This is a genomic window from Mesorhizobium sp. M1399, from assembly GCF_040317735.1.
Classification (GTDB): domain Bacteria; phylum Pseudomonadota; class Alphaproteobacteria; order Rhizobiales; family Rhizobiaceae; genus Mesorhizobium.
On record NZ_JAMYKZ010000010.1, the window covers coordinates 205,556 to 231,446 of the forward strand.

General features: G+C 63.0%; 24 protein-coding genes. 18 read left to right on the top strand and 6 right to left on the bottom strand.

Annotated elements, in window-relative coordinates; all coding sequences use genetic code 11:
- The first annotated feature begins 1 nt into the window (after nt 1).
- The 12 genes from murG to NKH05_RS19415 all read left to right on the top strand — a co-directional run bounded on the left by murG (nt 2) and on the right by NKH05_RS19415 (nt 15,823).
- On the top strand, nt 2-1,126 hold the full coding sequence (gene murG, locus NKH05_RS19360; RefSeq protein WP_023721201.1) for an undecaprenyldiphospho-muramoylpentapeptide beta-N-acetylglucosaminyltransferase: 1,125 nt from the start codon (nt 2-4) through the stop codon (nt 1,124-1,126).
- Nucleotides 1,126-2,532 carry a UDP-N-acetylmuramate--L-alanine ligase gene (murC, locus tag NKH05_RS19365; RefSeq protein WP_023721200.1) on the top strand — a complete coding sequence of 469 codons (1,407 nt, stop codon included), beginning with the start codon at nt 1,126-1,128 and terminating at the stop codon, nt 2,530-2,532. Before murG ends, murC begins: the two co-directional genes overlap by 1 nt.
- Nucleotides 2,529-3,494, top strand: coding sequence for a UDP-N-acetylmuramate dehydrogenase (gene murB, locus NKH05_RS19370; RefSeq protein WP_031194586.1), 966 nt, complete (start codon nt 2,529-2,531; stop codon nt 3,492-3,494). The genes murC and murB overlap by 4 nt, the downstream gene beginning before the upstream one ends.
- Before the next feature lie 314 nt (nt 3,495-3,808).
- The gene (locus NKH05_RS19375) at nt 3,809-4,735 is read left to right on the top strand and encodes a D-alanine--D-alanine ligase (protein ID WP_023721198.1); all 927 of its coding nucleotides are present in this window, start codon (nt 3,809-3,811) and stop codon (nt 4,733-4,735) included.
- The gene (locus NKH05_RS19380; RefSeq protein ID WP_023721197.1) at nt 4,723-5,664 is read left to right on the top strand and encodes a cell division protein FtsQ/DivIB; all 942 of its coding nucleotides are present in this window, start codon (nt 4,723-4,725) and stop codon (nt 5,662-5,664) included. The genes NKH05_RS19375 and NKH05_RS19380 overlap by 13 nt, the downstream gene beginning before the upstream one ends.
- Nucleotides 5,661-6,968: a cell division protein FtsA gene (gene ftsA / locus NKH05_RS19385; protein ID WP_023721196.1), complete on the top strand. Its 1,308-nt coding sequence runs from the start codon at nt 5,661-5,663 to the stop codon at nt 6,966-6,968. The genes NKH05_RS19380 and ftsA overlap by 4 nt, the downstream gene beginning before the upstream one ends.
- Nucleotides 6,969-7,035: 67 nt before the next feature.
- Nucleotides 7,036-8,706: a cell division protein FtsZ gene (ftsZ, locus tag NKH05_RS19390; protein WP_023721195.1), complete on the top strand. Its 1,671-nt coding sequence runs from the start codon at nt 7,036-7,038 to the stop codon at nt 8,704-8,706.
- Nucleotides 8,707-8,985: 279 nt separating this feature from the next.
- Complete coding sequence (gene lpxC / locus NKH05_RS19395) at nt 8,986-9,933, top strand: UDP-3-O-acyl-N-acetylglucosamine deacetylase (RefSeq protein ID WP_352481535.1); 948 nt, start codon at nt 8,986-8,988, stop codon at nt 9,931-9,933.
- A gap of 204 nt (nt 9,934-10,137) precedes the next feature.
- On the top strand, nt 10,138-11,007 hold the full coding sequence (locus NKH05_RS19400) for an outer membrane protein assembly factor BamD (RefSeq protein WP_352456160.1): 870 nt from the start codon (nt 10,138-10,140) through the stop codon (nt 11,005-11,007).
- A gap of 13 nt (nt 11,008-11,020) precedes the next feature.
- Nucleotides 11,021-12,694 carry a DNA repair protein RecN gene (gene recN / locus NKH05_RS19405; protein ID WP_352495123.1) on the top strand — a complete coding sequence of 558 codons (1,674 nt, stop codon included), beginning with the start codon at nt 11,021-11,023 and terminating at the stop codon, nt 12,692-12,694.
- 229 nt (nt 12,695-12,923) lie between these two features.
- Nucleotides 12,924-15,131, top strand: a complete 2,208-nt coding sequence (gene ligA, locus NKH05_RS19410; protein ID WP_023721191.1) for an NAD-dependent DNA ligase LigA — start codon at nt 12,924-12,926, stop codon at nt 15,129-15,131.
- A complete protein-coding gene (locus tag NKH05_RS19415; RefSeq protein WP_352894163.1) occupies nt 15,131-15,823 on the top strand; it encodes a DUF2461 domain-containing protein in 693 nt (230 codons plus the stop codon). The genes ligA and NKH05_RS19415 overlap by 1 nt, the downstream gene beginning before the upstream one ends.
- 16 nt (nt 15,824-15,839) lie before the next feature.
- On the opposite strand, the gene NKH05_RS19420 is transcribed toward NKH05_RS19415, so the two are convergent.
- Complete coding sequence (locus tag NKH05_RS19420) at nt 15,840-16,637, bottom strand: class I SAM-dependent methyltransferase (RefSeq protein ID WP_352495125.1); 798 nt, start codon at nt 16,635-16,637, stop codon at nt 15,840-15,842.
- Between the two features lie 241 nt (nt 16,638-16,878).
- On the opposite strand from NKH05_RS19420, the gene NKH05_RS19425 reads away from it, so the two are divergent.
- Both NKH05_RS19425 and NKH05_RS19430 read left to right on the top strand, forming a co-directional pair.
- Nucleotides 16,879-17,607: an AzlC family ABC transporter permease gene (locus tag NKH05_RS19425; RefSeq protein WP_023721188.1), complete on the top strand. Its 729-nt coding sequence runs from the start codon at nt 16,879-16,881 to the stop codon at nt 17,605-17,607.
- Nucleotides 17,604-17,900: an AzlD family protein gene (locus tag NKH05_RS19430; protein ID WP_023721187.1), complete on the top strand. Its 297-nt coding sequence runs from the start codon at nt 17,604-17,606 to the stop codon at nt 17,898-17,900. The genes NKH05_RS19425 and NKH05_RS19430 overlap by 4 nt, the downstream gene beginning before the upstream one ends.
- 42 nt (nt 17,901-17,942) lie before the next feature.
- Here NKH05_RS19430 and NKH05_RS19435 read toward each other — a convergent pair whose 3' ends face one another.
- Entirely contained in the window at nt 17,943-18,389 is a 447-nt protein-coding gene (locus tag NKH05_RS19435) for a cupin domain-containing protein (RefSeq protein WP_502895805.1), read from the bottom strand.
- Between the two features lie 154 nt (nt 18,390-18,543).
- Between NKH05_RS19435 and NKH05_RS19440 the strand changes: the two genes are divergently transcribed.
- Nucleotides 18,544-20,061, top strand: coding sequence for a winged helix-turn-helix domain-containing tetratricopeptide repeat protein (locus NKH05_RS19440; RefSeq protein WP_023721185.1), 1,518 nt, complete (start codon nt 18,544-18,546; stop codon nt 20,059-20,061).
- 141 nt (nt 20,062-20,202) lie between these two features.
- On the opposite strand, the gene NKH05_RS19445 is transcribed toward NKH05_RS19440, so the two are convergent.
- The gene (locus tag NKH05_RS19445; RefSeq protein WP_353025894.1) at nt 20,203-20,442 is read right to left on the bottom strand and encodes a hypothetical protein; all 240 of its coding nucleotides are present in this window, start codon (nt 20,440-20,442) and stop codon (nt 20,203-20,205) included.
- 114 nt (nt 20,443-20,556) lie between these two features.
- Here NKH05_RS19445 and NKH05_RS19450 point away from each other — a divergent pair, with 114 nt between their 5' ends.
- A complete protein-coding gene (locus NKH05_RS19450) occupies nt 20,557-21,447 on the top strand; it encodes a LysR family transcriptional regulator (RefSeq protein WP_352589890.1) in 891 nt (296 codons plus the stop codon).
- On the opposite strand, the gene NKH05_RS19455 is transcribed toward NKH05_RS19450, so the two are convergent.
- Entirely contained in the window at nt 21,437-23,281 is a 1,845-nt protein-coding gene (locus tag NKH05_RS19455) for an aminopeptidase P family protein (protein ID WP_023721182.1), read from the bottom strand. The genes NKH05_RS19450 and NKH05_RS19455 overlap by 11 nt on opposite strands.
- 36 nt (nt 23,282-23,317) lie before the next feature.
- On the opposite strand from NKH05_RS19455, the gene NKH05_RS19460 reads away from it, so the two are divergent.
- Nucleotides 23,318-23,662, top strand: coding sequence for a hypothetical protein (locus tag NKH05_RS19460; RefSeq protein WP_353025895.1), 345 nt, complete (start codon nt 23,318-23,320; stop codon nt 23,660-23,662).
- A 31-nt stretch (nt 23,663-23,693) separates the two neighbouring features.
- Here NKH05_RS19460 and NKH05_RS19465 read toward each other — a convergent pair whose 3' ends face one another.
- Both NKH05_RS19465 and NKH05_RS19470 read right to left on the bottom strand, forming a co-directional pair.
- Nucleotides 23,694-24,566, bottom strand: a complete 873-nt coding sequence (locus NKH05_RS19465) for a 50S ribosomal protein L11 methyltransferase (RefSeq protein ID WP_023721180.1) — start codon at nt 24,564-24,566, stop codon at nt 23,694-23,696.
- 11 nt (nt 24,567-24,577) lie between these two features.
- A complete protein-coding gene (locus NKH05_RS19470; protein WP_352495129.1) occupies nt 24,578-25,156 on the bottom strand; it encodes an SCO family protein in 579 nt (192 codons plus the stop codon).
- A 207-nt stretch (nt 25,157-25,363) separates the two neighbouring features.
- On the opposite strand from NKH05_RS19470, the gene NKH05_RS19475 reads away from it, so the two are divergent.
- Nucleotides 25,364-25,852, top strand: coding sequence for a CreA family protein (locus tag NKH05_RS19475; RefSeq protein ID WP_023721178.1), 489 nt, complete (start codon nt 25,364-25,366; stop codon nt 25,850-25,852).
- The last annotated feature ends 39 nt before the right edge of the window (nt 25,853-25,891 follow it).

A 25,891-nucleotide genomic window follows, 5' to 3' on the forward strand; every position in this document is an offset into this window, starting at 1 on the left:
GATGGCGAAGGGGGTCATCCTTCTAGCTGCTGGCGGAACGGGCGGACATCTGTTCCCGGCCGAGGCGCTGGCACATGAGCTCAAGGCGCGCGGCTGGGCGGTACATCTGGCCACCGACGACCGCGCCGAGCGCTTTGCCGGGCAGTTCCCGGCGACCGCCATCCATCCGATCCAGTCGGCGACGATGGGCTCGAAGAATCCTTTTGCCATGCTCGCCGCGTTTTGGAAAATCTGGCGCGGGGTGCGGCAGGCGTCGGCCGTCATCGCCAGCATCAAGCCCGCCATAGTGGTCGGCTTCGGCGGCTATCCGACACTGCCGCCGCTTTACGCGGCGACCCGGCGCAAGGTGCCGACGCTGATCCACGAGCAGAATGCGGTGATGGGCCGCGCCAATCGGGCGCTCGCCGGCCGCGTCGACGCCGTTGCCGGCGGGTTCCTGCCGGAAGACATCAGTGCCACTGGCGCCAAGACGGTGACCACCGGCAATCCGGTCAGGCCGCAAGTGTTGGAAGCAGCGAATACACCCTATGCTGCATCGGCCGGCGAAGAGCCGTTCCGGTTTCTGGTGTTTGGCGGCAGCCAGGGCGCGCAGTTCTTTTCCGATGCGGTGCCGGCGGCGATCGCCCGGTTTTCCGATGCACAGCGTAGGCGACTGGCGATCACGCAGCAGGCCCGCGCCGACGATGTGGCGCGGGTGGAAGCCGCCTATGCCGCGCTTGGCATCGAGGCCGAGGTGTCGCCCTTCTTCACCGACATGGCGGCGCGGCTCGCGGCGGCGCATCTGGTGATGTCGCGCTCCGGCGCGTCGACCGTATCGGAAATCGCGGTGATCGGCAGGCCGGCGCTGCTGGTCCCTTATCCGCACGCGCTCGACCACGACCAGGCGGCGAATGCGGCCGCCCTTGCCGCAGCGGGTGGCGCCGAGGTGCATCCGCAATCCACGCTTTCGGCGGAGCGGATCGCTGCGCTTGTCGGCGGGCTAATGGATGATCCAGGCAGGGCGGCGACAATGGCTGCGGCGGCGAAATCGTCCGGTAAACCGGATGCCGCGCGGTTGCTCGCCGATCTGACAGAGGCTATTGCGTCCAGGAAATCCGTTTCGGAATTCAGGAAGGAGACGCATTGATGAAGATGCCACAGACGATCGGCCTCGTGCATTTCATCGGCATTGGCGGCATCGGCATGAGCGGCATCGCCGAGGTGCTGCACAATCTCGGCTACAAGGTGCAGGGATCCGATCAGGCCGACAGCGCCAATGTGCAGCGGCTGCGCGACAAGGGCATCGAATGCTTCGTCGGCCACCAGGCCGAGAACCTCGGCGAGGCCGAAGTGGTCGTCGTCTCCACCGCAATCAAGAAATCCAACCCGGAGCTGAAGGCGGCGAGAGAGAAGTTGCTGCCGATCGTGCGGCGCGCCGAAATGCTAGCCGAGCTGATGCGCTTCCGGCAGGCGGTCGCGATCGGCGGCACGCACGGCAAGACAACGACGACTTCGATGGTGGCGACGCTACTCGATGCCGGCGGGCTCGACCCGACGGTGATCAATGGCGGCATCATCAATGCCTATGGCACCAACGCCCGCATGGGCGACGGCGAATGGATGGTGGTCGAGGCCGACGAGAGCGACGGCACCTTCCTCAAGCTGCCGGCCGAGATTGCCGTCGTCACCAATATCGACCCCGAACATCTCGACCATTACGGCTCCTTCGACAAAGTGCGCGAGGCGTTTCGCCAGTTCGTCGAGAACGTGCCGTTCTACGGCTTTGGCGTGATGTGCACCGACCATCCCGAGGTGCAGGCGCTGGTCGGCCGCATCGAGGACCGGCGCGTCATCACCTATGGCGAAAATGCGCAGGCCGACGTGCGCTTCACCAATCACCGCATGGACGGCCCAACCTCGGAATTCGACGTGGTGATCCGCGACCGCAAGACGCACGGCCAGATAACGATTGCCGGTCTGCGGCTGCCGATGCCCGGACGCCACAACGTTTCCAATGCGACGGCGGCGATTGCCGTCGCGCATGAGCTCGGCCTTTCGGCCGAGGCGATCAAGAAGGGCCTGTCGTCCTTCGCCGGCGTCAAGCGGCGTTTCACCCATACCGGTTCGTGGAACGGTGTCGATGTGTTCGACGATTACGGTCATCATCCGGTCGAGATCACGGCGGTACTGAAGGCGGCGCGCAGCGCCACCAAGGGCCGCATCATCGCCGTTACCCAACCGCATCGCTTCACTCGGCTGCGCGATCTGTTCGACGAGTTTTCCGTCTGCTTCAACGACGCCGATACGGTAATGGTGGCGCCCGTCTATGCGGCCGGCGAGGAACCGATCGACGGCGTTACGTCCGACGCACTGGTGTCGCGCATCCGCTCCGGCGGCCATCGCGACGCACGCTACATCGAAGGTCCGGCGGCGATTGCGCCGATCGTGCGCGAGGTGGCGAAGCCGGGCGATTTCGTCGTCTTCCTCGGCGCTGGCAACATCACCCAATGGGCCTATGCGCTGCCCAAAGAACTCGGCGGGACTATCTCATGATGCGCGGCCAGGCGTTGATCGACAAGCTTGGCGACCGGCTTGCCGGATTGCGCGGCCGCATCACGCCCAATGCCGAGATGGACAAGATCACCTGGTTTCGAGCCGGCGGGCTCGCGGAGGCATTGTTCCAGCCGGCCGACGAGGACGATCTTGCCGCGTTCCTGAAGGCGGTGCCCGAGGAAATACCGCTGACCATCGTCGGCGTCGGCTCAAACCTGCTTGTCCGTGACGGCGGCATTGCGGGCTTCGTCATCCGGCTTTCGGCCAAAGGCTTTGGCGAGACCGAAGTGATAGCGCCGACCACGATCAAGGCGGGGGCCGCGACACCCGACAAGCGCGTTGCGGCCGTTGCCTACGAGGCCGGCATCGGCGGCTTTCATTTCTACCACGGCATTCCCGGCGCCATCGGCGGAGCGCTGAGGATGAACGCCGGCGCCAACGGTGTCGAGACGCGCGAGCGCGTGGTCGAGGTGCGGGCGCTCGACCGCAAGGGCAATGTGCATGTGCTGAGCAACGCCGACATGGGCTATGCCTATCGCCATTCAGCTGCGCCGTCCGGGCTGATCTTCACGTCGGCGCTGTTCGAAGGCGTTCCGGAGGACAAGGCGGCGATCAAGGCCGCGATGGATGCTGTCCAGAACCATCGCGAGACCGTGCAGCCGATCCGCGAAAAGACCGGTGGCTCGACCTTCAAGAATCCCGAGGGCACCTCGGCCTGGAAGGAAATCGACAAGGCCGGCTGCCGCGGCCTGATGGTCGGCGGGGCACAGATGTCGCCGATGCATTGCAACTTCATGATCAACACCGGGACCGCCACAGGCTACGAGCTTGAATATCTCGGTGAGACGGTGCGTGCGCGCGTGCTCGAAAGATCGGGCATCCGGCTGCAGTGGGAGATCAAGCGCATCGGCAATTTTCGGCCGGGCCATGCCGTCCAGGAATTTCTCGGGCAGCTGCTTTAGCGCAAGTCGAAGACCGTTGCCTCCGGACCTCATGAATTCACATTTTGCTGCCGTTTTTGCGGAAAGTGAATCCATCGGAATCGTAAGCACTTGCCAGCGAATCAACTCTCTGATTCTCTGCCCTGAAGCGTTTCCTGATTTGAGTCGTTTCGACGCGTTACTCGCGTTTCCGTCTGGGGGGCAACCTGCCGGGAGACTCGGACTCAATGTTGCGGAAACACGGGAGCAAAGCTGCTCGGCGTATTTGAGTGCGCGCGATGCTTTTCGGGCCATGCACGATGGTGCAGGCCTGCTGTGAGAGGAAATGACGGGGAATGACAAGCAAGCACGTGGCCGTCCTTCTGGGGGGATTCTCGTCCGAGCGGCCCGTGTCCCTGTCGTCGGGCAAAGCCTGCGCCGATACACTCGAGGGGGAGGGCTACCAGGTCACCCGGGTCGACGTCTCGCGCGACATCAGCTCGGTGCTCGTCGAGCTCAAGCCCGACGTCGTCTTCAACGCGCTGCACGGCCCCTTCGGCGAGGACGGCACCATCCAGGGCATCCTCGAGTATCTGGCCATTCCGTACACCCATTCCGGCGTGCTTGCCTCGGCGCTCGCGATGAACAAGGAACAGGCCAAGAAGGTCGCCAAGGCGGCCGGCATTCCGGTAGCGGAATCGAAGGTGGCCAATCGCTTCGCCATCCAGAACAAGCACCCGATGAAGCCGCCCTATGTGGTCAAGCCGGTCAACGAAGGATCGAGCTTCGGCGTCGTCATCGTGCATGAAGGCCAGTCGCATCCACCGCAGATCATCGGCTCGTCCGAGTGGAGATATGGCGATACGGTGATGGTCGAGCGTTATGTGCACGGGCGAGAATTGACGTGCGCGGTGATGGGCGATGTGGCGCTCGGTGTCTGCGAGATCATCCCGACCGGCCATTCCTTCTACGACTATGATTCAAAATACGTCGCGGGCGGATCAAAACACGAATGCCCGGCAAAACTTTCACCGAATATTTACCAAAAAATACAGACACTGACGCTCAAGGCTCACCAAGCTATCGGCTGTCGGGGCGTTTCCCGGTCGGACTTCCGTTATGACGATCGTCACTCCGAAAACGGTGAAATTGTCTGGCTCGAGGTCAACACCCAGCCGGGTATGACGCCGACGTCTTTGGTGCCGGAAATCGCCGCGCAAGCGGGACACTCGTTCGGCGATTTGTTGAGTTGGATGGTGGAGGACGCTTCGTGTCTGCGTTGAAGTGGGGACAGGGCAAGGGGAAGGGCGCGGCCGGGCCGGTGCTGTTCGGCATGCCGTTGTCGTTCGACCATTTCGTGCTGCCACGCCTGCTCCGCCGGCCGGTGCGTGTGCTGGCGCGCCTCGGCGAGGGCGATTTCGAAGCGCCGCCCTATTGCGCTGCCATCCTGTCGGCGGCACTGCTTATTTCGAGCAGCGCCTATGGCGCCTATCTCGGCGGGCATGCCGACGCCATCGTCCAGAGTGTCACCGCCCGCACCGGTTTTGCCGTCGACCAGGTCAAGGTCGTCGGCAACCGCGAAACCTCCGAGATCGATATTCTCGACAGGCTGGAACTCGACGGCTGGACCTCGCTGATCGGCTTCGATGCCGAAGCTGCGCGCGAACGCATCACCACGCTGCCCTGGGTCGAAGCCGCGGCAGTGCGCAAAGTCTACCCGCATACGCTGGAAGTGCGCGTCGAGGAGCGCGAGCCGTTCGCGCTGTGGCAGCAAGGGAGCGCGCTTTCGGTCATCGAGAAATCCGGCACCGTGATCGCGCCGTTCTCCGGCGGCAAGCAGATATTGCTGCCGCTGATCATCGGCACCGGCGCACCGGCCAAGGCGCCGGATTTCCTGGCCAGGATCAAGAATTATCCGGAGCTTGCCGCGCGGATCAAAGGCTATATCCGCATCGGCGAACGGCGCTGGGATCTCAAGCTTGAGAATGGCATCACCGTCAAGCTTCCCGAAGACGGTGAGGACCAGGCGATTGCCGACCTGGTCAGGATGGACCACGAGAACGGGCTTTTGACGCGCGACATCGCAGCCGTCGACATGCGCCTTTCCGACCGTCTGGTCGTCCAGTTGACGCCGGAAGCGGCGACGCAGCGCGAGGCTGCGCTTAACGAAAAGCCCAAGATGCTGAAGCGCAAGCCGGAGACGAAGATATGAGCTGGCTTGGCGGCAACAGCGATGCCTCGTCGCGCCGGTCCGGCATCCTGACGGTGCTGGATGTCGGTTCCAGCAAGGTCTGCTGCGTGGTGGCCAAGCTCAAGCCGCGCGACGATGGCAAGCTGCTGCGCGGACGCTCGCATCGCATCCAGGTGATCGGCATCGGCCACCAGAAATCGCAAGGCGTGAAATCGGGCGTCGTCATCGATCTCGACCGTGCCGAGCACGCCATCCGTCTTGCCGTCGACGCCGCCGAACGCATGGCGGGACTGACGGTCGATTCGCTGATCGTCAACATGACCGCCGGCCGGCTGAAGAGCGAGGCTTTTTCGGCCACCATCAATCTCGGCGGTCATGAAGCAGACGAGGCCGACATCAAACGCGTGCTTGCCGCCGGCGCCAAGCAGGCGCTGCGGGCTGAGCGCGAGGTGATCCATTCGCTTCCCGTGGCCTTTTCGCTGGATGCCGAGCGCGGTGTGCGCGATCCGCGCGGCATGGTTGGCGACCAGCTTGGCGTCGACATGCACGTGCTGACAGGCGACGCGGCGCCTCTGCGCAATCTGGAGCTCTGCATCAACCGCTCGCATCTCTCGGTCGAGCGCATGGTGGCGACACCCTATGCCAGCGGGCTAGCCGCCCTGGTCGACGACGAGCTCGAAATGGGCGCGGCCTGCATCGACATGGGCGGCGGCACGACGACGATCTCGGTATTTTCGGAAGGCAAGTTCGTCCACGGCGACGCCATCGCGATTGGCGGCAACCACGTCACGCTGGATATGGCCAAGGGCCTGTCGACCTCGCTCGATGCCGCTGAAAGGCTGAAAGTGATGCATGGCTCGGCGCTGCCAGGAAGCGCCGACGACCGCGACCTGGTCTCGATCCATCCGATCGGCGAAGACGGCGAGGTGCCGTTGCAGATCCCGCGCTCGGTGATGACGCGCATCATCCGCGCCCGCATCGACGAGACGCTGGAACTGCTGCGCGACCGGCTGAACAAGTCCGGCTACGGCAATGCCGTCGGCAAGCGGGTGGTGCTGACCGGCGGCGCCAGCCAGCTTGCCGGCCTGCCCGAAGCCGCACGCCGCATTCTCGGCCGCAATGTGCGCATTGGCCGCCCGCTCGGCGTGGCAGGCCTGCCCGAGGCGGCCAAGGGGCCGGCTTTCTCGACCCCGGTCGGACTTCTGATCTACCCGCAGATGGCGAGCTTCGAGAGCCGCCCGGCGAAGGGAATTTCCGGTCTTCGGATGACCGGAACAGGCGGAAAACTGCATCGAATGAGTCAGTGGTTGAGAGACAGTTTTTAATTTGACGGGGACAGCCCCATAGGCGGCCGCGGCGGCGAAGCGGCGGGAAAGGCAAAGGACGAAGACAATGACCATCAATCTGCAGAAGCCGGACATCACCGAGCTCAAGCCGCGCATCACCGTGTTTGGTGTCGGCGGCGGCGGCGGCAATGCCGTCAACAACATGATCACCGCCGGCTTGCGCGGCGTCGAGTTCGTGGTGGCCAACACCGACGCGCAGGCACTGACGATGTCGAAGGCCGAGCGGCTGATCCAGCTCGGTGCGCATGTCACCGAGGGTCTCGGCGCCGGATCGCAGCCTGAAGTCGGGCGCGCGGCGGCGGAAGAGTGCATCGACGAGATCATCGATCATCTCTCGAACACGCATATGTGCTTCGTTACCGCCGGCATGGGCGGCGGCACCGGCACCGGGGCGGCGCCCGTGGTCGCGCGCGCTGCCCGCGAAAAGGGCATCCTTACCGTCGGCGTCGTCACCAAGCCGTTCCACTTCGAAGGCCAGCGCCGCATGAAGACGGCCGACATGGGTATCGAGGAACTGCAGAAATGTGTCGATACGCTGATCGTCATTCCCAACCAGAACCTGTTCCGGCTGGCCAATGACAAGACGACCTTCGCCGACGCCTTCGCCATGGCCGACCAGGTGCTCTATTCGGGTGTCGCCTGCATCACCGACCTGATGGTCAAGGAAGGCCTGATCAATCTCGACTTCGCCGACGTCCGCTCGGTCATGCGCGAAATGGGCAAGGCGATGATGGGAACCGGCGAGGCTTCGGGCGAGGGCCGCGCAATGGCCGCCGCGGAAGCCGCCATCGCCAACCCGCTGCTCGACGAGACCTCGATGAAGGGCGCCAAGGGCCTGCTGATCTCGATCACCGGCGGCCGCGACCTGACACTGTTCGAAGTCGACGAGGCCGCAACCCGCATTCGCGAAGAGGTCGACCAGGACGCCAACATCATTCTGGGCGCCACCTTCGATGAGGAACTCGAAGGCGTTATCCGCGTGTCGGTGGTCGCCACCGGCATCGACAAATCGGCGGCCGAAATCGCTGCAGCGCCGATCGCCATCCGCACGGCTCCGCCGAAGCCGGTCAGCCGCCCGGCGGCTCAGGTCACGGAAATGCGCCCGGCGCCTGTCCAGCAGCCGATCTATGAACCACGTGCTGCCGATCCGGTCGCCGAGGCCATTCAGCTCGCCGAGGCGAATGCGGCAGCGATGGCGCAGGCCCGCCCGGCACCGGTCGCGCATTCGGAAGACTTCCGTCCGCAGAGCAAGATCTTCCAGGCGCCTCCCGCTCAGCCGCAGCCGATGATGCAGCCAGTGGTTCAGCAAGCGATGCAGCCGGCTCCGCATCGTGAAATGCCGCAGCCGATTGCCGCGGCACCCCAGCGCATGCCGCGGGTAGAGGATTTCCCGCCGCAGGTGAAGGCTGAAGTGGAAGCCAAGGCCCGCCCGGCCGACCACGAGAACAGCGGCCCGATGGGCTTGCTCAAGCGCCTGACCAACGGCCTAACCCGCCGCGAAGAGGAACCTGCACGGCTGCAGCCGGCGCAGCCGCGCGAACCGAAACTGCGCCAGGCGCCGGCGGAAGTGCGCCGCCTAGCCAGCCAGGATCCGCAGCTTTACGCGCCGCGCCGCGGCCAGCTGGACGAGCAGGGCCGACTGACGCCGCAGAGCCGGGCTGTCCAGGAAGACGATCAGCTGGAGATTCCCGCCTTCCTGCGCCGGCAGGCCAATTGATCTGTTGACGGTTCGTAACAGTTGTTAACAGGCGAGCAGGAAACTGTTCGCCTGTTAATATTAAAAGCGATTTTAAAACAAGGACTTATGGGGCAATCCCGCGCTGGACCGCAGTTACAAAGAGTAAGAAACCGTGATTTGGAGTCTCCCTGTGGGACCATTATCTTCGCCACCGACCAAAGTCGGTTTGCTGGGAGTCTCGGGGAAGTGGCCCTGCCTGCCGATCAATCAAGAGCCGCGCCCTCAGGGCAGATGAAGCGGACCTAGGCAGTACGGGCTATGGGGATTGTTTTGCACGACTATCAGACGACACTTAAATCGCGTGCGACGCTGACTGGTATCGGCGTCCATAGCGGCAATCCGGTCACCGTCCATTTCCTGCCGGCAGATGCCGATACGGGTATCGTCTTCCAGCTTTCGAATGCAAGCGGAAGCCACGAATTTCGCGCGCTCGTTTCCGAGGTCGGTGCCACCGACCTCTGCACCATGCTTGGCGATCCGCAAGGCGAGCACATTGCCACGGTCGAGCATCTGATGGCGACGCTCTTTGGGCTTGGGATCGACAATCTCGTCATTGAAATCGACGGCCGTGAGGTGCCTATCCTCGACGGCAGCGCGGTCATGTTCATCGAGGCCATGGACCAGGCAGGCATCGAAACGCTGCCGGTCAAGCGTCGCTACATCAGGGTGGTCAAGCCGGTTCGCATCGAGAACGGCGCCTGCTGGGCGGAGTTCAGGCCCTATGATGGCACGCGCTTCGAGATCGAGATCGATTTCGAAAGCCCGGCGATCGGCCGCCAGCTTTTCGCATCCGATATGAATGCCGACATTTTCCGCCGCGACGTCGCGCGGGCCCGCACTTTCGGGTTCATGAAGGACGTCGAGCGGCTATGGGCAGCTGGCTACGCGCTCGGCTCCTCGCTGGAGAACTCGCTGGTGATCGGCGATGACAACCGCGTGATCAACATGGGAGGCCTGCGCTATCCCAACGAGTTCGCGCGGCACAAGACGATGGATGCAATGGGCGACCTGGCGCTCGCCGGTGCCCGGTTTATCGGCTGCTTCCGCTCCTATCGTGGTGGCCACAGGCTGAACGCCGCGGCGCTGCGCCGTCTCTTGTCCGACCGTTCGGCTTTCGAGATCGTCGAGACGACGCGCCGCGAGCGCGGCCGTGCCGCCGAGATGAGCGCTGTCAATGCCCCCCTCTTTGCGCCCTGGATGATCTGATTCTTAACGTTTTTGCGGCTCTTATTGCGATCAGCTGTGTTGCAAGGATGCATCACTGGCCGGCCAAATCGCACAGCTTTCCAGGTGGCGCCAAACCGCCACAAAAATGTGCGATTGGCCGGGGATAGCGTTGCCGGGCAAGGCGGTTATGGTTTATGGCTGCTGCCGTCGACTGAAATGACGCCGAAAGGGCGGAATCCAATCATGTTTTTCAAGCGAGTTGGTCAATCGAAGGCGCCGCGGCGGGCTGTTTTCCTGGCGCTTTCGGTCGTCGTTCCATCGCTGTTTCTGTCGGCCTGCATGTCGTCCGAGAAGGACGTCGATCTATCGACCTATGTCGATCAGACCGAGCCGGCCGACGTGCTCTATAATCAGGGTCTCGCCAATCTGAATGCCGGGCGCCTGCAGGAGGCAAGCCGCAAATTCGATGCCGTCGACCGCCAGCATCCGTATTCGGAATTCGCCCGCAAATCGATGGTGATGGGCGCCTTTGCCGACTACCGTCAGGGCAATTACGACGAGGCGATCGGTTCGGCCAAGCGCTACCTGACCCTTTACCCGTCGACCGACGATGCAGCCTATGCCCAATATATTATCGGGCTGAGCTACTACCGCCAGATCAAGGACGTCACCCAGGACCAGAAGGAAGCGCGTCTTACCGTGCAGACGATGCAGGACCTGGTGACGCGCTGGCCCACGTCCGAATATGCCGACGACGCCAAGGAGAAGATCCGCTTCGCCAACGATCAGCTCGCCGGCAAAGAGATGCAGATCGGCCGCTATTATCTCGAGCGCCGCGAGTACATCGCAGCCGTCAAACGATTCCGCAACGTGGTGGAGAACTATTCCAACACACGCCATGTCGAGGAGGCGCTGGCGCGTCTGACCGAGAGCTACTACGCGATGGGGCTGACGTCGGAAGCGCAGACCGCCGCGGCCGTGCTCGGCACCAACTATCCCGACAGCCAGTGGTACAAGGACTCCTATAAGCTCCTGCAGAGTGGTGGGCTCGAGCCGCGCGAGAATGCCGGATCGTGGATCTCCAAGGCCGGGAAGCTGATCACCGGCGCCTGAGCGGCGCGTCACCATGCTCTCCAGGCTGTCGATCCGCGATATCGTTCTGATCGAGAAGCTGGACATCGACTTCTCGTCCGGCCTTTCGGTGCTGACCGGCGAAACCGGCGCCGGAAAGTCCATCCTGCTCGACGCCTTGTCGCTGGCGCTTGGCGCCCGCGGCGACGCCTCGCTGGTGCGGCATGGCGCGGCACAAGGCCAGGTCATCGCTGTGTTCGACGTGCCGCGCAACCACCCGGCCCGTATGCTGCTCGCCGAGAACGCCATCGAGGACGACGGCGACATCATCCTGCGCCGCGTCCAGACGGCGGACGGCCGCACGCGCGTTTTCGTCAACGACCAGCCGTCCAGCGTGACGCTGATGCGCGACGTCGGCCATGCGCTGGTCGAGATCCACGGCCAGCACGACGAGCGCGCTTTGGTCGATCCCGGTGCGCATCGGGAATTGCTGGACAGCTTCGGCGGTCATCTGGGCGCCGCGCGTGCAACAGGCGAGGCGTGGCGGCACTGGCGCGCCTGCGAGCAGGAATTTTCACGGCACCGGGCCAAAGTCGAGGCGGCTTCCCGCGAGGCCGATTATCTGCGTGCGGCGGTCGCCGAATTGACCAGGCTCGATCCGCAACCGGGTGAAGAGACCGAGCTCGCCGAACTGCGCGCCTCGATGATGCGTGCCGAAAAGATCGCCTCGGAAATCCACGATGCGCAGGATGTGCTCTCGGGCCCGTCCTCACCCTTGCCGCAGTTGGCCAGCCTGCTCAGGCGGCTGCAGCGCAAGGTGACGGAAGCGCCCGGCTTGCTTGAAGAGGTCGTCAAATCGCTCGACGAGGCGATGCTGTCGCTCGACGCGGCGCAGTCGGGCGTGGAAGCAGCACTTCGCGCCACTGAATATGATCCGCAGCGGCTGGAGAAGGCCGAGGAGCGGCTGTTTGCGCTGCGTGCCGCCTCGCGCAAGCACAGCGTCGCTGTCGACGATCTGGCGCAACTGCGCGACACCATGGCGGCCGACCTTACCGATCTCGACGCTGGCGAAGAGCGCCTGCATGCGCTGGAGAGACAGGCTGCAGCTGCGCGTCAGGCCTATGACATTACGGCGGCCCAGCTGTCGTCGCTTCGCCATGCGGCGGCCGCAGGGCTGACCAAGGCGGTAATGGCCGAACTGCCGGCGCTGAAGCTCGAACGGGCTGAGTTCATCGTCGAGATCGCAAGCGATGCCGGGAGCCGCATGGAAGAAGGCATCGACCAGGTCGAGTTCTGGGTGCGCACCAACCCCGGCACCCGGCCCGGCCCAATGATGAAGGTCGCTTCCGGCGGCGAGCTTTCGCGCTTTCTGCTGGCACTCAAGGTGGCGCTGGCCGATCGCGGCTCGGCGCCGACCCTGGTCTTCGACGAAATCGACACCGGGGTAGGCGGCGCGGTTGCCGACGCCATCGGCCAGCGGCTGGCGCGGCTGGCAAAGCGCGTGCAGGTGCTTTCGGTCACGCACGCGCCGCAAGTGGCGGCGCGCGCCGCGACGCATTTCCTGATCTCCAAGTCAGGCGGGGCCGACCGGGTGTCGACCGGCATCGCCGAGATGGACCGGGCGGCGCGGCAGGAGGAGATCGCGCGCATGCTCGCCGGCGCCACCATCACCGACGAGGCGCGCGCGGCGGCCGAGCGCTTGCTGCGGGAGAACATCGCGGCAGCGTAGAGCGGTTCATCACGCCGAACCGCTCTACCTCTTTGTTTTGCGCAATTCCGGACGGAAAACCGTTTCACACTTTTCCTGGAATTGCTCTAGACGAGTTCGTTTCCGGCGCTCGTGACCTGAGTCAGGGTCTGGCTCCATCCTGCTGTTCAGGAATGATTTCCGTGTCTGATCTCTCCCTCATGAGAGAATCCTGTTCTATTGTGTCGCGCCACCGTGGAGGGAGCAGTGTATGGACGAAAAACCAGTCGATTCGCTCAGCGAAAGCGAGGCGGCAAGCGAGTTGAAGCGGTTGGCGCAGGAGATCGCCGAGCACGACCGGCGCTACCATGGCGAGGACGCGCCGATAATCACGGACGCGGAATATGACGCGCTGACGCGGCGCAATCTCGCCATCGAACAGCGCTTCCCTGCTTTGCTGCGTGAGGATTCCCCCTCACGCAGGGTCGGCGCGCCACCGGCGGAAGGCTTTGCCAAGGTGCGTCATGCGGTGCCGATGCTCAGCCTCGCCAAGGCCTATACCGACCAGGATGTCGCCGATTTCATCGTACGTGGCCGGCGGTTCTTTGATCGCGACAAGGATCTGGACATCGCCTTCACGGCTGAGCCGAAGATCGACGGGCTGTCGGCTTCGCTGCGTTATGAAGGTGGTGTGTTCGTGCAGGGGGCAACGCGCGGCGACGGCGCCGTTGGCGAGGACATCACCGCCAATCTGAGGACCATCGCCGACATTCCCAAGACCTTGAAGGGATCGGGCTGGCCCGAGGTCATCGAAATACGCGGTGAGGTCTATATGACCTACGCGGAATTCGAGGCGTTGAAGCAGCGCTCGGCGGCGATCGGCGGCCAGGATTACGTCAATCCGCGCAATACCGCGGCCGGGTCGCTCCGTCAGAAGGACCCGTCTATTACCGCCAGCCGCAACCTCAAGTTCTTTGCCTACGCCTGGGGCTTTACCACAAAGGATCCGGCTCCGACCCAGTACGATTCCGTGCAGAAATTCGCGGAGTGGGGGTTCAAGGTCAGCCCGCTGATGGTCCGGGCAAGATCGGTCGAGGAACTGGTCGCGCATTATCACCTGATCGAGACCCAGCGCTCATCACTGGGCTACGACATCGACGGCGTCGTCTACAAGGTCGACCAGCTGGAATTGCAGCGCAGATGGGGTTTCGTCACTGGCGAACCGCGCTGGGCCATCGCCCACAAATTTCCGGCCGAACAGGCGATGACAACCGTGCTCAGGATCGACATTCAGGTGGGCCGTACCGGTACGCTGGCGCCCGTTGCCCGGCTTGCACCCGTCACGGTCGGCGGCGTAGTGGTCGAAAACGTCACGCTTCACAACGAAGATTACATCAAGGGTCTGGACAGCAACGGCCAGCCGATCCGCGACGGCTATGACGTGCGTATCGGCGACACAGTGGTCATCCAGCGGGCAGGGGACGTCATTCCGCAGATCGTCAGCGTCGTAGCCGATAAGCGTCCGCCAGATGCCGTGCCCTACGAATTCCCGCACAAATGTCCGATCTGCGGCTCACCCGCAACGCGCGAGATCAACGAGAAGACCGGCAAGGAGGATTCCCGCCGCCGCTGCACCGGCGAACTGATCTGCCCTGCGCAGGCCGTGGAAGGATTGCGCCATTTCGTGTCACGCGGCGCCATGGATATCGAAGGCCTGGGCGCTGAAAACATAGATCTGTTCTTCAACGCCGGGTTGATCAAGACAGCCGCCGATATCTTTACGCTCAGGGATCGTCGTCCCGCCGTTACCAAGGCGCTGGCCGAGCGGCGGGAAGAGCAGGCCAGGCAGCGTGAGGCCGCGTCGGGCAAGACGCGCAAGAATGTACGCAGTGTCGAGGAACGCAACTACGACGGCCTCGACAAGCTCTTCGCTGCCATCGACGCTCGCCGCGAACCGGAACTCGATCGCTTCATCTTTGCGCTGGGCATCCGCCATATCGGCGAAACGACGGCCGCTGTGCTTGCCCGAACCTTCTCGACGATCGAGGAGTTGATCCGCATTGGCAAGGAGACAGCAGCGGCAGCCGATCCACACACCGTTTTTCCTTCGATCAACGGCATCGGCGATACGGTGATAGGTGCGCTTCGCGATTTCTTCGGCAATGAACGCAACGACGCCGTGCTTGAAGCGCTGCTCACACAGGTCCACCCGAAGCCATACATCGTGAACGTCTCAGCCGATAGTGCGGTCGCCGGCAAGACAATCGTGTTTACAGGCACGCTGGAAAAGATGACGCGCCCCGAGGCCAAGGCGATGGCCGAACGTCTCGGCGCGAAGGTCGCCGGCTCGGTTTCTGCGAAGACCGATCTCCTGGTAGCGGGGCCGGGCGCCGGTTCCAAGCTGAAGGACGCGACCAAATTCGGCATCGAGGTGATCGACGAGGACACCTGGTTGCAGCGGATCGGCAAGGGCGCGTGATGGCGGCTGCGTTCAACGGTTTTGGGCAAAAGGCCATTCCCTTCCTCAAGGCGCTGGATTTTCATCAGAGCCGGGAGTGGTTTTTGGAAAACCGCGACCTTTTCGAACGGGATCTGCGCGACCCCTTCGGCGATCTGGTCGAAACGCTCTCCGAGCGCTTCACGGCCGCGGGGCTCGGCCTGCGCGGCGACCGCAAGAAGTCGCTGTTCCGGATTAATCGCGATGTGCGTTTCGCCAAGGACAAACGGCCTTATAACCGGCATTTGTCGGCGATCCTTTCGCCTGACGGCACCAAGATGGAACAGGGCGTGTTTTACGTCCATATCGGGCTCGATCGCTGCTTTGCCGCCGTTGCCTGGTGGCAGCCCGGACCGGAGCTATTGCTGGCGCTGCGCAACGCGATCGCGAAGCGGCCGGCTGAATTCCGCACCCTCGTCGCGGCGCTGAAGAAGAACGGCCTCGAGCTCGACCCGGACGGCTGCATGAAGCGCACGCCGCGCGGCTTCGAGCATATCGCCGAGCCCGATCTCGCTGCCGCGATCCGCAATCGGCATTTTGCCGTCCGGCACGCAGTCGAGCCGGCGGATATTTATGGAGCTGGATTGGTCGACGAACTCGTCGGCTTCGTCATGCGGGCAAAACCGCTGCTCGACTGGGGCAGGGCGATCGAAGGCAAGGCTTCGCCGCGCTAGCGGATAAATCAGACAGTCAAATGCGCCGCGCAGTGTAGAGGCTGGTGGTCATGTTGCGGGTTATGGAGCCTTGGAACTCGTCGCGGACGATGCGACCCAGCTCCGCCAGGATTGCTTCGCGGTCGCTGCGGATGTTGATGTTGGAAAAAGTGGCATAGAGGGCGACCGTCTGGTCAGGATCGAGGACGAGCGACCAGACACTTGTCCCATGTTCGATGGAATCGAACGCGCCGGTTCGCTCCAGCGCCGCCACGCGGGCCTCGGCATCAAGGGCGAACGGAATACCATTTGAGCCCGCCGAAGGGCTCGAAGGCCCTTCAAGCAGTGCCTTCGTCGCATCATGAAAGGGATCGGGGCGACTGTTGTCGCCGAATACATTCCAGACCATTGCCCACCAGCCGCCCGGCCGAAGCAGCTCGGCGACCTTGACCAGCGCGGTGTCCTCATCCAGCCAATGAAAGGCAGTGGCGCTGACGCCGAGATCAAAACCGGCCTTCTCAAGGACGGCATCCTCAAACGCAGAGACGCTCACCGAGAGCGCCTTGTCCTGAATAGTCTCGCAAAGGAAAGTCGCGAGGCGAGAATCCGGCTCGATGGCGAGCATCGGGCTCGCGCCCAGTTCGAGTAAGCGGCGCGTAGCAGTTCCTGTACCTGCGCCAATCTCGAACGTCGCCGTGCCAGGGGCGAGACGGCACCGTTCACATAGAATTTCGAATACCCAATCAGGATAGCCAGGCCGCGTCGCGTGATAGCTGCCGGGATCGGCGCCGAAGGCCAGGCGGCCGAATTTTGGATCGATGAAAAATTCGCTCATTGCAACCACCTCTGGGGAAGCACCTCTGGCCTTGGGTCTGTGGCCGCCACTTTTGGCAAGGACCGATGGGCGCAAACGGATATGCCCTCCCAGGTGCCAAGCGTCTGATTTTTATCCACTGGCACTGGAGCGCCTTGCCGCCCGCCTCAGCCATCACTTCCGCTGATCATTTGCCTCAATCGAATTGGTGTGACAAGCAGGGCGGCCCTCCCTACATACGACCGTCCCGAGGAGGCGATTGATGTCGGCGGAAGCAATCTCCGAAAACAGTGCGAAAAGCGATTTCTGGGACGGCGTGCGGCTCAGCATGCCCGTCGTGGTGGCATCGGCGCCGTTTGCATTGCTGTTCGGGGCGCTCGCAGTCGACAACGGGTTTTCCGTGCTCGAAGCGTTCCTGATGAGCGCAACGGTGTTCGGCGGCGCCAGCCAGATGGTAGGCATCGAGCTGTTCGGCCAGCATGTCGCGCCGTGGCTGATCGTGCTGTCGATCTTCGCGGTGAATTTTCGCCACGTGCTCTATTCGGCCGGTATCGGCCGGCGCATCGCGCATTGGCCACTGATCCAGCAGGCGATAGGCTATTTCGTGCTCACTGATCCGCAGTTCGCGATGGCCGAGCGCAAGGCGGAGGCCGGCGAAACCGTCGGGTTTACCTGGTATATGGGGCTTGGGCTGCCGGTCTATGTGTTCTGGGTCATCGAAAGCGCGCTCGGCGCGATGTTCGGCAAGCTTATTCCCGACACCCATGTGCTGGGCATCGACTTCCTGCTGCCGATCTATTTTCTCGGCCTGGTCATGAGCTTCCGCAAGCGGCCGCTGTGGCTGCCGGTGGTCATCGCCAGCGCTGCCGCCTCCATCATTGCGTACAAAACCGTCGGCTCGCCCTGGCATGTCTCCATAGGTGCGCTGGCCGGCGTGCTGCTCGCCGTCATCCTGCCGCCCCGCCACAGCGGCGTGGAGACACGGCCATGAGCACGACCTTGTGGATCATCGTCGCCGCTTCGATCGCGACCTATCTGACCCGCATCGGCGGTCATCTGGTGATCTCACGCTTCGACCATATCCATCCGCGCGTCGAGGCCGGGCTCAGCGCCGTGCCGGCGGCGGTGCTGACCACGCTGGTGGCGCCGGCGGCGCTCAGCGCCGGACCGGCGGAATGGGCAGCCTTGATTGTTGCCGGCCTGGTCTCGCTGCGCGGCGGGCTGATGGCGATGTTCCTGGCGGGTGCTGCCGTGCTGATCCTTGCGCGGCAGCTCGTCGGGTAGTGGACCGACGGAGTACGCCTGTCTTCCTGCCAGATCGCCGCTCTATGGTATTTTGCCGTCCATCTTCGGGAAGAGAATGACACTCTCCTGTGCGGTCGGTTCGTTGCGGGCGCCAATAAAGGTGGCCGGCGTGCTTGCCCGGTTCACGGCAACGTGAAGCACGTTGGCGGGAATGTAGAGATAGTCGCCGGGATGCACGAGGTCGCGAAACTGCAGTTCGTCCCCGCTCCACATCTCCAACTCGTCTCCGCTCAGCATATAAAATGCTGTTTCGTGGCGCGCATGGACATGGGCTTTGGTCCGCTTGCCCGGCGGGATTGAGGCGACGCCCAGCCAAAGGGCCTTCGCTCCGACGGTCTCAGCACTTATTCCCGGCAGATAGTCCGACCCCTGTTCGGCCCGATAAGCCTCGCCGCCCCTAACAACCAAAGCCTTTCCCTCGCTGGGCGCAGCACTGTCCATTGCGGCCGGCTGTTTCAACATCATCATCTTGAACCTCCATTTGTGTTAGTCTGTGCGAAGGACGGCCAGAATGATCAGTCCCCCGTCCGAAGTCCTTAACAGGAGGCGAAAAGTTCCGAATTCTTCCGAAGCCGGAAAGCGAGATGCTTCAGCACCGCGACGCTTCGCGTTCGGGCCGTTCGTGCTCGACCTGCTGCGCGGGACGCTTGTTCGCGAGGGCAAGCCAGTTGCGGTCGGGCAAAAAGGCTTGTCGTTGCTTCAGGCCCTGGTGGAGGCACCGACGCAGGCGCTGAGCAGGACGGCCCTCATGGAGGCCGCCTGGTCCGATGCCGTCGTCGAGGAAAGCAATCTTTCGGTGCAGATTGCCGCCCTGCGCAAGCTACTCGGCCCGCAGCCGGACGGCAGCGAATGGATCGCCACCGTCCCCCGCACCGGATATCGCTTCGCCGGCAGTGTTCATGTGCTTGACCCCGCTGCAGACGATGCGCTTCCGAGCCAACTGGCGGGTCTCTCCGAAAGGGCGTCCATTGCGGTGTTGCCGTTCGCCAATGTCAGCGGCGACAGGGAACAGGCCTATCTGGCTGACGGCATCACCGAGGACATCATCACCGCGCTGACAAGGTTCCGATGGTTCCGGGTGATCGGGCGCAATTCCAGCTTCGTCTATAAGGACAAGTCGGTCGACTCCAAACAGGTGGCCCGCGAGCTTGGCGCCCGTTATGTCTTGGAAGGAAGTGTGCGCCGGTCCGGCCAGCAGATCCGGGTCTCGACGCAACTGGTCGATGCCGCCTCGGCCAATCAGATCTGGGCCGAACGATACGAGATGGAACTGACGGAGGCGTTCGCCGTCCAGGATGCCATAGCCGAGCGGGTGGCTGGTGCGATCGAACCCGAACTGCTCAAGACGGAGTCGCTCCCAGCCGTTGGACGCAACAGCGGAAATGCGACGGCCTGGGACCTGGTGCGGCAAGGTACCTGGCATTTTCACCACGTCGGCCGTCAAACTCACTTGCGTGGCCGCGAGTTATTTCGGCTGGCGTGCAAGCTCGATCCTGAACTCGCAGAGGCCCATCTCTGGCTCGGTCGGGTGAGCGCCGGCATCGTCGCTTACGGCTGGAGCGACAAGCCGGCACAGGATATCCGAGAAGGCCTGGATGCAGCCCTGAAGGCGGTTCGGCTCGACGAGAAAAATCCCTATTCGCATTATGCGCTCGCCATCTGCAGCATATATGCCAATGCGCAGGAACAAGCCGTTCTTGCTGCGGAAAGAGCGATCGAGATCAGCCCAAGTTTCGCCCTTGGTCATCTGGCTATGGGAATGGGGCAGCTTTTCCGCGGCAGCGCATCCGAAGCGATAGCGCCGCTCGAACACGGCCTTATGTTGAACCGGTACGATCCGCAGAACTTCGTCTGGTTTAATGTCCTGGCGCTCGCTTATCTATTTGCGGGGCAGGCAAACGAGGGGCTCGTCGCGGCGATTGAGGCTCGCAAGGTCGGTCCCACGTGGCGACCCACCTATGAAACACTCGCCTGCTGCTACGTCTCGCTTGGCCGTCTGCCGGAGGCAAGATCTTGCGTCGAACTGATGCGGGAGATGGAGAACCCTACAGGCGATGCCTTGGCGCCGCTCAGGCTGCGCAATCCACATTGGGCAGACCAGATGGCGGATCTGTTGAAGAAAGCCGGTTGGCAGCAGTAAGGCTGCGGTCAATCCCCTGCAGATTGGCGTCGTCTGTGTGATGTCGGTCACGCAGTTGTTGGGCAGCACAAGCCAGGTCGGCTTCGCACTCAGGGTGATGCTGGGGTCCGGTCGATAGCCGACCCACCGCCATTGCGAAAATCACCACTTCTGATCGTGCGGCTTCGCCGCAGTGCTCATCTGCGCTGCAAACCATGTAATAGCTCCTGCCCAGCCAGCAGGTTTCTTGAATATCGACGCGACCTGCGACAGGCTCAGCCGGATCGCCTCCGCTCTCTCCTGGTGGGCGCGCCGCACGGCGCCGCTATAGAGCGCTTCACGCTGCTTTGGCGTCAATGCGCTTAGATCGATCGGCTGGATGCCGAAGGGCTCGGGCGACATTTCCATCTCCCCCTGGTTTGCCGTTTTGATAGGCAGCTACACCGACGATTTACGGGAAAGGGCTAATCAGCTAAAATGAATAATTAAGATCGTTACGTTCTCCAGGAGAGATGTATGGATTTGGCCGATCTGCGCATCTTCCGCACGGTGGTGCGCGAGGGCGGAATCACCAGGGCAGCGGAAAAACTGTTTCGCGTGCAATCGAACGTGACCACACGCATCCGGCAGCTCGAGGAGGATCTCGGCGTGCAGCTGTTTATCCGGGAGGGCAAGCGCCTGCACGTATCGCCGGCCGGTCACAAATTGGTCGGCTATGCGGATCGGCTGCTGGCGCTTGCGGAGGAGGCGCGAACGGCGATGCTCGATCCACGCCCGCGCGGCACGCTTCGCCTAGGTGCCATGGAGAGCACCGCCGCGGCCCGGCTTCCAAGTCTGCTCGCCGACTATCACGCACGTTATCCCGAAGTGGAAATCCAGTTGCGCACCGGCAATCCTCAGGTTCTCGCGACCGCCATGCTTGCCGGCGAGCTCGATGCGGCGTTCGCCGCCGAGCCCATCGCCGACGCTCCGTTCGAAAAGCTGCCCGCATTCCAGGAGCAGCTGATCATTGTCTCGGCGGCATCGCGCGTTTCGATCGACGACCGCCTGGACATGCCCAAAACCATGATAGCCTTCGAGCACGGCTGCCCGCACCGCAAGCGGCTGGAACAATGGTACGCGCGCAGAGGGTTCATGGCCGAGAAAACCATCGAGCTTGGTTCATACCATGCCATCCTTGGTTGCGTGGTGGCTGGCATGGGCATAGCGCTGATGCCGAAAAGTGTGCTTTCGGGTTTCCCGGAGAGCCGCTGGCTAAAGCTGCACGAACTGCCCTCTGACGAAGACAACGCCGTCACGGTGTTGTTCTGGCGCAAGGGAGCCGGTTCTCCCAACGTCACGGCTTTGCAAGAACTGCTTGCGGAGCAAAGCCTGTCAACCGGCGTTGCCGCCGCCGCTATTGCTTGAAGTCGTGCGGCAGCGGGGCGGTTGCCTTTTCCAGCCAGGCCAGCGTCTCGCCGTCGAGCATCGGTCCGATCTCGGCCAGCACCCGCGCGTGGTATTCGTCGAGCCAATGCAACTCGTCACGCGTCAACAGATCCGACCGGATCAGCCGCTTGTCGATCGGCGCCAGCGTCAGCGTCTCGAAGCCATGCATGGCGATGTCACCGCCTTCGACCATCTCAGCCGGAGTGACCAGGACAAGATTTTCGATGCGGATGCCGTAAGAACCTTCCTTGTAATAGCCGGGCTCATTGGAGACGATCATGCCGGCCAGCAGCTTTTCGGTGCCGGTCTTGGCGATACGCTGCGGGCCCTCATGTACGGCAAGATAGGAGCCGACACCGTGCCCGGTGCCATGGGCGAAATCGCAGCCGTGTCTCCATAGCGCCAGGCGCGCTACGGCATCGAGTTCGGAGCCGCGCGTGCCCAGTGGAAAGCGCAGCATGGAGATGCCGATCATGCCTTTCAGCACCAGCGTGAAGCGCTCGCGCATCTCTTCCGTCGGCGCGCCAATCGGCACTGTGCGGGTGATGTCGGTGGTGCCGTCCTGGTACTGTCCGCCGGAATCGAGCAGGAACAGCTCGCCATGCTCCAGTTTGCGATTGGTGGCGCGGGAGACGCGATAGTGCATGATGGCGCCGTTGGGACCAGCGCCGGAGATTGTGTCGAACGAGACGTCGCGCAGCGGCATCTGTGTTTCGTCGCCGGTTTGCCGGCGCGTCTCCTCGAGCCTGGTGACAACGGTGATCTCGTCGAGCGTGCCGGGTTCCTGACGGTCGAGCCAGCACAGCAGCTTGGCGACGGCGGCTCCGTCACGGCGATGCGCGGCGCGGGCGCCGGCGATCTCGGCTTTGTTCTTCGTTGCGCGTGGGATGCGGGCCGGATCCGGTGCGGCAGTGACGGTGCCGCCATTGTCCTCGACCAGCATGCTGAGCTTCTCCGCCGCCAGAGCGGGGTCCAGCGCGATTTTTGCACCGCCCTTGGCCAGGGTGACGATCGCTGTTTCGAATTCACCGGGTTCGTGCAATTCGGCGAGCTGCGTCAGATAGGCTGCGACGGTGCGTGAGAACTTGCGCTGGTCCATGAAAAGCAGATGCGATCCGTCGGCGGCGAGCACGGCAAAGCCGAGCGCCAGCGGTGTGTGCGGCACGTCGCCACCACGGATGTCGAAGGCCCAGGCGATGGAGGAGGGGTCGGTCAATACGGCATGGGTGGCGCCCTCCTTCTCGATGGCTGCCGCCAGCCGGACCAACTTGTCCTTGGCCAGTTCGCCGGCAAAGCCGATCGGGTGGATCTCGACCGGCGCCAGTGGCGGCCCGGGCTGGTCCTGCCAAATGGCGTCGATCGGATTTTGTTCGAGCGGCACCAGTATCGCGCCGGACTTCACGGCCGAGGCCCTCAGCGCCTTGACGTCGCTGATCGTATGCAGCCATGGATCGAAGCCCAACCGCACGCCCTTGCCGAGATTGTCCTTGATCCAGTTGGCCGGCGGGTTGTCGACAAGGCTCTCGATCGAAAAGATGTCGAGATCGACCTCCTGGCGCACCTGCAGCGTGTAGCGCCCGTCGACAAACATGGCGGCGCGCTTGCCAAGCACAATGGCGACGCCGGCCGAGCCGCTGAAGCCGGTCAGCCATTTCAGCCGTGCCGAGCGGTCGGCGACATATTCGCCCTGGTGCTCGTCGGCGCGGGGCACGATGAAGCCGTCCAGCCCATTCGCCGCCAACCATTGGCGTAGCATTGCCACGCGCGGCTTGCCAACGGCCGGATCGCCGGCGGAATCGAAGGTCTGGAACATGTGGGCTCTCCTCGAATGCTGGCGCGACCGTAGCGCATGGCCTCGAAAATCGGAATCGATTTTCGGAACGATCATGCCTGGTCGCGACAGCCTCTTTTTGCGCATGGAGGCCATGCAGAATCGGCGATTTCAAAAAGCGTCAGCAAGGCTTACCTTCTTAACGTGGAGGAACGTGTCTTATTGCCTGCAAAGGAGACCATCATGTCCACGATTTCAGCCAGACGCGGATTTTTCAGAAGCGCTGTGAACGCGCTGATCGAAGCTCGCCAGCGCGAAGCGAGCCGGTATGTGAGCGGCGTTTTGCTTGGCTTTGATGACGAAACGCTGAAAGCTCACGGCTACGATCGCGAAGAGCTGAAGAAAGCGGCGAACTCTCGCTAGGTCCGAGCGGATGCGTTGAAGGCGCGGCGCCTCAGCGCTTGAGATGGATCGTCACCCAGCCTTCGCGGTGCAAGGTGCGGACGTGCCGGAATTTCTGGCCGACATAGGCCGCGATCACCGCGTCGCGCTGGCGCTCGAGAATGCCTGACAAAACGATCGAGCCACCGCGCGCGATATGCCCGGCCATTTGCGGCGCCAGCCGCATCAGCGGCCGCGCCAATATATTGGCAATTATCAGGTCGAAGGGCGCACGCGCGGCAAAGATCGGATGATGAAAACCGGGTGCAGCCACCGTTTCAATGAGCGCCTTGACATGGTTCAGCCGCGCATTGGCGGCGGCCACCTTGACGGCGACCGGGTCGATGTCGGTCGCCAGCACTGGAATATGAGCGAGCTTGGCCACCGCGATGGCGAGCACCGCGCTGCCGGTGCCAAGGTCGAGCGCGTTGCGCGGATGCTCGCGCTCTATGACCTGCTCCAGCATTTCGAGGCAGCCGGCGGTGGTGCCGTGATGGCCGGTGCCGAAGGCAAGGCCGGCCTCGATCTCGATGGCGAGCTCACCGCTGTGGCGCTTCCTGCGGTCATGCGCGCCATGGACGAAGAAGCGCCCGGCCCGCACCGGCTTCAACCCCTCCAGCGAGCGCGCCACCCAGTCGATGTCGGGCAGCGCTTCGCGCTCTATCGATTTCGACAGCGACAGTCCGGCAAGGATGTCCCTAAGCCGCGCCTCGACCGCATCGACGTTGTCGTCCGCATAGAGCGATACTTCGTGGATGTCGCGGTCCTCGTCGACCTCGAGCACCGCAACCGGCAGGCCCTCATCGTCGAACGCCGCACCGAGCGCCGCGAAGATGCGATCAGCCTCGATCTTGCCCGCGGTGAAATACAAACGCGTCTGCGTCATTACCGGATATGTCAACCTTCCGCCGCCAGCCGTTTGAGCTTGGCGATGGCGGCGTCCGGGCTTTCGCCATAGGCAATGGTGCCGGCGAAATCGCCCTTGGCATTGAGCAGCAGCACCGAAGCGGTGTGGTCCATCGTGTAGTCGCCGTCGTTCGTGTCGACTTTCTTCCAGTAGATACCGAAGGACTTGGCCATGGCGTGGACCTTGTCGGGATCGCCGGTGATGCCGAGGATGCGATCGGAGAAATTGCTGACATAGGTGTTCATGATTTCGGGCGTGTCGCGCTCCGGGTCGACCGTAACGAAATAGGCGCGCAGATTCTTGCCGTCGTCGCCCATCGTCTTCAGCCAGCCGGCCAACTCGAAAAGCGTGGTCGGGCAGACTTCCGGACAATGCGTGAAGCCGAAGAAAACGACGCTGGGGTGGCCGCGAAAGGCGGCTTCGGTGACCGGCGCGCCCTTCTGGTCGACCAGCGTAAACGGCGCTCCGAACGGCTCGCCGCCATAATGTCCGCGGTACCAGTCGAAGGTGAGCCAGCCGATGCCTGCGGCCATCAAGAGCAGAATGCCGACCAGAATTGAACGCATCATCAGTGAAAGTCCGTCGTGATTTCCATCGGCCGCCATATTGGCGCCGTGAAGGCCCTGGCTTGGCGAACACTCTTAGCGGTTCGGTCGCGCCGACGCAAAGATGTCGCGTTGCCGCAACCGGCAATCCAGTGGGAAGGCGATCTGCTTGCAAAGCGCTGCCGTTCGTCCCACCTGAGGTCGGCAAAATTCGAACCGCAGGAGGCCTCTTTGCGAAAATTGATTGGCGGCGCGTTGGCCGCATGCCTGGTCATTGGTGCCGGCGCGGCCGTCGCCGAGGAAGTCGGCAAGGTCGGCGTCGATTGGCTCGGCAACGACATCATCGTCGAGGCGATCAAGGATCCGAAGGTCGAGGGCGTGACCTGCCACGTCTCCTATTTCGACCGTGGCATGATCGACCGCCTGCAGAAAGGCAACTGGTTCGAGGACCCGTCCGATTCTTCGATCTCCTGCCGCCAGACCGGGCCGATCACCATTGGCGATATCGACATGAGCGAGGCCGGCGAGGAGGTGTTCAAGCAAGGCATCAGCCTGATCTGGAAAAAGCAGGTGGTGAACCGGATCTACGACAAGGCCAACGAGACGCTGATCTACCTCTCGCATTCGCGCCAAGTGCAGGATGGCTCGGCAAAAATGTCGGTCACCACCGTGCCGCTCTACGGCCAGAACGTGGTGTGGACCAGCGGCAAGCCGAAATAGAGACTGAAGGTGCTACAGGGTCCTTGGCGCATCCAAACG